Source organism: Actinomycetota bacterium (assembly GCA_030774015.1).
Classification (GTDB): domain Bacteria; phylum Actinomycetota; class UBA4738; order UBA4738; family JACQTL01; genus JALYLZ01.
The window spans coordinates 23551-30109 of record JALYLZ010000018.1; the positions used below are offsets into that span (position 1 = coordinate 23551).

At 71.9% G+C, this 6559-nt stretch carries 8 protein-coding genes; 1 reads left to right on the forward strand and 7 read right to left on the reverse strand.

All coding sequences use genetic code 11. The features are described 5' to 3' along the window. Positions 1-6 precede the first annotated feature (6 nt). The 6 genes from hemB to hemE all read right to left on the reverse strand — a co-directional run bounded on the left by hemB (position 7) and on the right by hemE (position 5286). Positions 7-993, reverse strand: a complete 987-nt coding sequence (gene hemB / locus M3Q23_01215) for a porphobilinogen synthase (protein ID MDP9340732.1) — start codon at positions 991-993, stop codon at positions 7-9. After that, positions 990-1733, reverse strand: a complete 744-nt coding sequence (locus M3Q23_01220; GenBank protein ID MDP9340733.1) for a uroporphyrinogen-III synthase — start codon at positions 1731-1733, stop codon at positions 990-992. The genes hemB and M3Q23_01220 overlap by 4 nt, the downstream gene beginning before the upstream one ends. Then, on the reverse strand, positions 1730-2557 hold the full coding sequence (gene hemC, locus M3Q23_01225; protein ID MDP9340734.1) for a hydroxymethylbilane synthase: 828 nt from the start codon (positions 2555-2557) through the stop codon (positions 1730-1732). Before hemC ends, M3Q23_01220 begins: the two co-directional genes overlap by 4 nt. Positions 2558-2624: 67 nt before the next feature. Then, positions 2625-3299, reverse strand: coding sequence for a chlorite dismutase family protein (locus M3Q23_01230; GenBank protein MDP9340735.1), 675 nt, complete (start codon positions 3297-3299; stop codon positions 2625-2627). After that, positions 3296-4240, reverse strand: coding sequence for a ferrochelatase (gene hemH / locus M3Q23_01235; GenBank protein MDP9340736.1), 945 nt, complete (start codon positions 4238-4240; stop codon positions 3296-3298). Before hemH ends, M3Q23_01230 begins: the two co-directional genes overlap by 4 nt. Beyond that, complete coding sequence (gene hemE / locus M3Q23_01240; GenBank protein ID MDP9340737.1) at positions 4237-5286, reverse strand: uroporphyrinogen decarboxylase; 1050 nt, start codon at positions 5284-5286, stop codon at positions 4237-4239. The genes hemH and hemE overlap by 4 nt, the downstream gene beginning before the upstream one ends. Before the next feature lie 56 nt (positions 5287-5342). Between hemE and M3Q23_01245 the strand changes: the two genes are divergently transcribed. Next, positions 5343-6293, forward strand: a complete 951-nt coding sequence (locus tag M3Q23_01245; protein MDP9340738.1) for a TIGR03560 family F420-dependent LLM class oxidoreductase — start codon at positions 5343-5345, stop codon at positions 6291-6293. Positions 6294-6303: 10 nt separating this feature from the next. On the opposite strand, the gene M3Q23_01250 is transcribed toward M3Q23_01245, so the two are convergent. Next, the coding region (locus tag M3Q23_01250; GenBank protein ID MDP9340739.1) for a sister chromatid cohesion protein PDS5 at positions 6304-6559 on the reverse strand (256 nt) is incomplete at its 5' end.

A 6559-nucleotide genomic window follows, 5' to 3' on the forward strand; every position in this document is an offset into this window, starting at 1 on the left:
ACCCGGCTATTCGTTCAGCCAGTCCGCGGCTTCCTTCGCGTGATAGGTCAGGATGAGGTCGGCCCCTGCCCGGCGGATGCCGGTGAGGACCTCCAGGGCCACCTTCCGGCCGTCGATCCAGCCCCGCTCGGCGGCGGCCTTGACCATGGCGTACTCGCCGGAGACGTTGTAGGCGGCCAGCGGGAAGCCCGTGGCGTCCTTCACCGTGCGGATCACGTCGAGGTATGGCAACGCGGGCTTCACCATGACCATGTCCGCGCCCTCGTCGATGTCGGCCAGGACCTCGCGGAGCGCCTCCTCGGCATTGGCGGGGTCCATCTGGTAGCCGGTGCGGTCGCCGAACTGCGGCGCGCATTCGGCGGCGTCGCGGAAGGGCCCGTAGAAGGCCGAGGCGAACTTGGCCGCGTACGCCAGGATGCCGACGCCGGTGTGGCCGGCCTCGTCCAGGGCCTCACGGATCGCCGCGACCTGCCCGTCCATCATCCCGGACGGCGCCACCAGGTCGGCGCCGGCCTCGGCTTGGGCTACCGCGATACGGCGATAGACGTCGAGCGTTCGGTCGTTGTCCACCAGGCCGCCATCGGTGAGCACGCCGCAGTGGCCGTGGTCCGTGTACTCGTCCAGGCACAGGTCGGCGATGACGACCGCGTCGTGGCCCAGCTCCTCCTCGAGCGCTCGCAGTCCCCTCTGGGCGATGCCCTCGGGGTTGTGGGACTCGGTTCCTTCGGCGTCCTTGCGCGCGGGTACGCCGAACAGCACGAACGCGGTCACGCCGCGCGACGCGATGTCCACGGCTTCCTTGCGCAGCGACTCCAGCGTGTGCTGGGCGTGGCCGGGCATGGACTGGATGGGCGCCGGCTCCTCGATCCCTTCCTTCACGAACAGCGGGGCGATGAGGTTGCGGGGCGTGAGGTCGGTCTCCCGGACCAACCGGCGCAGCGCCTCTCGCTGCCGCATCCGGCGGGGACGGGAAAGCGGAAAGGCGGGTGTCATGCGTACACCTCCTCGAGCTTGCGGACGAGCCCGTCGATCGTGTGCGGCTCGGCCACCCAGCACACCTCGAAGCCGGCGCGGCGGGCCGCGTCGGCCGTCACCGGGCCGATGCACATGGCGCACGCCCGACCCGTTGCGCCCGCCATCCTAGCGAACCCCTGGACGGTGGAGCTGCTGGTGAACACCACGACGTCCACCTCGTCCCCGTCCAGGGCCCGGCGGGCATCCTCCGGCAGCCCCTCGAGGAACCGGGTTCGGTAAGCATCGACCCGAACCGGCGTCCATCCCTTCGCGACCAGGACGTCTTCCAGGCCCTCCGGGGCGATGTCGGCCCGGGGAAACAGCACCCGGCCCGAACCCTGTGGGAAGGCCTCGCCGAGCGCCGCCGTGGTGTGGGGGTCGGCCATCAGGTCCACCTCGACCCCGACGGTCGCCAGCCGCTCCGCGGTGGCCGGTCCCACCGCAGCCACCTTCGCCGGCAGACGGGGCGGGAGGCCGAACCGGTGGAGCCGCCCCAGCAGGACGTCGACGGCCCGAGGGCTGGTGAACGAGACCCACGCGAACTCGCCTGCGGCGAGTTGCCTCACGGCGCGGTCCAGCTCCGAGCTGTCGTCCACGGGGTCGATCTCGATGGTGGGGGCCTCGAACACCCGCACCCCGCGCTCCCGAAGGATGCTGGTGAGGGACCCGGCTTCCTCCGCCGGACGGGTCACCAGCACGCATTTGCCCTCCAGGGTCATCGGGCCAGGTCTTCCAGGATCCTGGCGCCCCCGCGGGCGCGGATGTCGTCGACGACCAGCCCCGCGGCCACCTCCGCGTGCTCCGCCTCGGCCTCCGCCCGGACCGCGTCCGACCCGTCCGGCCGGAGGACCACCGCGACCAGGCGGACGGTGCCGTTGTCCACCTCCGCGTATGCCCCCAAAGGGAGCGAACACCCCCCGCCCAGCAGGGCCACCACGTGCCGTTCCGCCTCGAAGGCCGTCCGGGACGGTTCGTGCTCCAGACGAGCCACGAGGTCCCGGGCGGGACCCTCCGGGCGCGTCTGCACGGCCAGCGCGCCCTGGCCGGGAGCGGGGACCATCTCCCCGACCGACAGGAGCTCGGCGTGCTCCGGTTCGATTCCCAGCCGGGCCAGGCCGGCGGCCGCCAGGACCAGGCCGTCCACCAGCCCCTCCTGCATCTTCCGCAGGCGGGTGTCGACGTTGCCGCGGACGTCCACCACACGGAGGTTCGGACGGGCCAGGTGCAGCTGTCCCTGGCGGCGGAGGCTCGAGCTGCCCACGGTCGCTCCGTCACCCAGAGTCGGTTCCCTGGCGACCAGCACGTCGAAGGGAGAAGCGCGCTGTGGGACCGCCGCGACCACCACGCCGTCGGGGTCCTCGGAGGGAAGGTCCTTGGCCGAGTGGACGGCCAGGTCGACCTCACCGTCCTGGAGGGCCCGGACGATCTCGGCCACGAACAGCCCCTTGACCCCGGCGGGGGACGACGCCGGCGACGCTCCGCGGTCTCCCGACGTCGTGATGGGAGCGAGCTCGGAGGCCACGCCGATGCGTTCCAGAGCCACAGCGACCTCCCGGGCCTGAGCCAGCGCCAGGGCCGACCCCCGTGTGCCGATCCTCAGGACGCCCGGGTCAGACGACGTCCCGGATCACCTCGGCCAGCGGCTTGCGGGTCCCGGTGACGAAGGGCGTCTCCTCCTTCACGTACAGCCGAGACTTCGATGTCCGGAGGAACCGGATGCAGTCGACCAGCTCGGTCAGGTCGTCCGCCTCGAACGCCAGGATCCACTCCCAGTCCCCCAGGCCAAACGCGCTGGTGGTGTTGGGCAGCACGCCGGGAAAGCGTCTGCCCATCTCGCCGTGCTCGGCCAGCAGGCCGCCGCGCTCCTGCTTCGGTAGCAGGTACCACTCCGGAGTCCGAACGAACGGATACACGCAGAGGTACTTCCTGGGAGGCTCTCCGCGGACGAAGGCGGGGACGTGGTCGGGAGCGGTCTCGGGCGGCCGGACCACGCCCAGGAACGCGTGGCCCTGCATCATCAGCCGGCCCAGCGGCGACCGCAGGAACTCCACCGCGAGGGCCTGGACGTCGTCCGCGGAGCTCGCCACCCACCACATCATCAGCTCGCCCCGCGCGGAGAATCCGGCGGACGAATAGAAGCCCCGGACCTGCACCCGGTCCTCCCATTCCTTGAACAGCAGCTCGGTGCGGTGGATCAGGTAGTCCGGATCCTCCTGACTCTCAAAGCGCGGATGGAATGCGTGGAATACGGGGTAGTAGGCCCAAACCTCCGCGGTCTCGGTCATGCGCTCTCCTTCTCGAGGTGGTCGCGGATCACCTGGGCCAGAGCCGCCAGGAACCGCGGGTCGTCGTTGGGCGACTCGGTCCGGACCATGGTGAGACCGACCTCCTGGGCCACCGACTGCGCCTCGATGTCGATGTCGTACAGGATCTCAAGGTGGTCGCACACGAAGCCCACCGGGCAGGACACCACGGCGGGGACGCCCTGCTCGGCCATGTCCCGCAGGACGTCCGAGAGGTCGGGACCGAGCCAGGGCTCGCCGGTCCGGCCGGCGCTCTGCCAGGCCGTCCGGTAGCTCGACAGCCCCAGTCGGGACGCCACCGCGTCGGCGGTCCCGGCCAGCTCGTCAGGATAGCGGTCGCCGGCGGCCAGGATGCGCTCCGGCAGGCTGTGCGCCGAGAACACGACCGATGCGGCGTCACGCTCGTCGTCGGGGAGCCGGTCCCGGGCCTCCCGGACCCGCGACGCCACAAAGGCCACGAACGCCGGATGCGTCGCGTAGCTCTTCACGAACGAGAACCGCGGCCCGCCGGCGGCCGCCGCACGTTCGACCCGCTCCACGTACTCCCCCACCGAAAACCGCGAGTAGTGGGGCGCCAGCACCAGGCCGACCGCGCCCTCGATGCCGTCGGCGGCCATCTGCTCGACGACGTCCTCCAGGTACGGCCGCTGGTGCTTCATCCCGTGGTACACGCGGAACTCCTCGGAGCCGTCAACGCCCCCGTCCCCGTACCCGCCTTCGTTCAGCAGCTTCTCCAAGCCGGTCACTTGGGCCTCGGTGATCTCGATGAGCGGAGACCGGCCGCCGATGGCCCGGTACCGCTCGGTCAGCTCCTGGAGCAGCTCCGGCGTGGGAGGCCGTCCCCGCCGCACGTGGGTGTAGTACGCCTCCACGTCGTCCGGCCCGCGGGCGGTCCCGTACGACATGGCCAGCACGCCGATCATGGGGCCGGCACCTCCTGCCGAGCGGACACGTCGTGCACCAGCTCCGTGAGCCGGCGAAGGGTCTCGGGCGCCGTCTCCGGCAGGACACCGTGCCCCAGGTTGAACACGTGACCGGGGCGGCCGCCGGCCCGGGCCAGCACGTCCCGAGCGCGCCGCTCCACGACCTCCCACGGAGCCAGCAACACAGCCGGGTCCAGGTTTCCCTGGATGGCCACGCCCGGGCCGAGGCGCTCCCGGGCCCGGTCCAGCGGGATGCGCCAGTCCACGCCGACCACGTCCGCCCCGGCGTCGCGCATCAGCTCCAGCAGCTCGCTGGTGCCGACCCCGAAGTGGATCAGCGGGACCCCCAGCCCGGCCAGGCCCTCGAAGATGGGCCGGACGAAGGGCAGGACGTGTTCCTCGTAGTCATCCGGCCCCAGCGCCCCCACCCAGCTGTCGAAGATCTGCACGGCCGAGGCGCCGGCCTCCACCTGCGCGCGGGCGTACGCCAGGACCGCAGCTCCCAGGCGCTCCATCAGGTCCCGCCACGTGGCAGAGCCCTCCAGCATGAGCGCCTTGGTCCGGGTGAAGTTCCGGGACGATCCTCCTTCGATCAGGTAGCTGGCCAGGGTGAAGGGAGCCCCGGCGAACCCGATGAGGGGGACGTCCAGCTCCCGGACCACCATGCGGACGGCCTCCAGCACGAACGGCACGTCGCGCTCCGGCTCCAGCGGCCGTAGCCGCTTCACGTCCGACGAGGTCCGCAGGGGTGCGTCCACGACCGGCCCCCGCCCCTCCTCGATCCGAACGTCGATCCCCATCGCCGCGACCGGCACCACGATGTCGGAGAACAGGATGGCCGCGTCCACGCCCAGCTGGCGGACGGGACTGAGCGTGACCTCGGCGGCGAGCTCGGGCGTCCGGCAGATCTCCAGGATCCCGAACCGCTTCCGCAGTGCCTGGTAGTCGCGCTGGTACCGCCCGGCCTGGCGCATGAACCACACGGGGGTGTGATCCGTCGGTTCGCGCCGGCACGCACGCAGGAACAGGTCGTTGGAGGGCACCAAGGGTTCATCATACGGAGCCGGGATGGAAAGCCTCACGGGCGGGAAGAGGAGGAGCCGTGCGCGTCTGCATGATGATCGAGGGGCAGGAGGACGTCACCTGGGACCAGTGGCTGGCCCTGGCGCTGGCGTGTGAGGAGCACGGGCTGGACGGGCTGTTCCGGTCGGACCATTACGCGCCGATCGGGAGCGGGCCGGGGAGCGGCTCGCTCGACGCCTGGGCCGTGCTCACCGCCCTGGCCGCCCGAACGGAACGCATCCGACTGGGGACGCTGGTCTCGCCGGTGACGTTCCGCCACCCGTCGGTCCTGGCGAAGATGGCCGTCACCGCGGACCACGCCTCGAGCGGCCGGATCGAGGTGGGGATGGGCGCCGGGTGGTACCACGCCGACCACCAGCAGTACGGGTTCCCGTTCCCGGACACCCCCACGCGGATGCGGATGCTCGCGGAGCAGCTCGAGATCGTCCACCGCCAGTGGAGCGAGGAGGAGTTCTCGTTCCAGGGGCAGCACTACCGGCTGGAAGGGTGCCGGGCCCTGCCGAAGCCGGTCCAGCAGCCGCATCCGCCGGTCATCGTGGGCGGGGCGGCGGGTCCGGGCAGCGCCCGTCTGGCCGCGCTGTGGGCGGACGAGTACAACACGGTGTTCTCCTCGGCCGCGGAGTGCGAGCGCCGGCGCGGCGTCGTCGCCGAGGCGTGGGAGCGGGCGGACCGCGACCCGGCCTCGCTGCGGTTCTCGGTGATGACGGGGTGCATCGTGGGCACGGATCGGGCGGAGCTGCTGGAGCGGGCCCGGCGGGTCCAGGAGCGGCGCCGGAGCACCGACGACCCGTCCGAGCTGCTGCGGGCCACGGCCGACGAGTGGATCACCGGCACCGTCGACGAGGTCGTCACGAAGCTGCATGCGCTGGAGGCCGCCGGGGTGGACCGGGTCATGCTCCAGCACCTGGCCCACGCCGACGTGGAGATGGTCGCCCTGATCGGCCGGGAGGTCGTGCCGGCCGTGGCCTGACCGGCGCTACCTAGGCCGCGCCCGCGTCGCCCGCACTGCCGAGGAACGCGGCCAGGACACGCACGGCTTCCTGCCGGACGGCCGGCGAGAGGTCCTGGGCGATCACCTCGATGAGCGCCCTCCTGACGGTGGCGTCGGGGGGGGCGTCCTCGAGCGCCTTCACCGCTTCCCGGCGAACCTGGGGGGACTGGTCGGCCAGCGCCTCGAGCAGCGCTTCGGTCGCCTCGGGCCGGCCCCGGAGCTCGAACACCGCGACGACACGGACG

Excerpts from the sequence above, each read along its gene's own strand:
- M3Q23_01230 (MDP9340735.1), bottom strand. The coding sequence starts at position 3,299 with ATGACCGAGACCGCGGAGGTTTGGGCCTACTACCCCGTATTCCACGCA.
- hemB (MDP9340732.1), bottom strand. The coding sequence starts at position 993 with ATGACACCCGCCTTTCCGCTTTCCCGTCCCCGCCGGATGCGGCAGCGA.
- M3Q23_01220 (MDP9340733.1), bottom strand. The coding sequence starts at position 1,733 with ATGACCCTGGAGGGCAAATGCGTGCTGGTGACCCGTCCGGCGGAGGAA.
- hemH (MDP9340736.1), bottom strand. The coding sequence starts at position 4,240 with ATGATCGGCGTGCTGGCCATGTCGTACGGGACCGCCCGCGGGCCGGAC.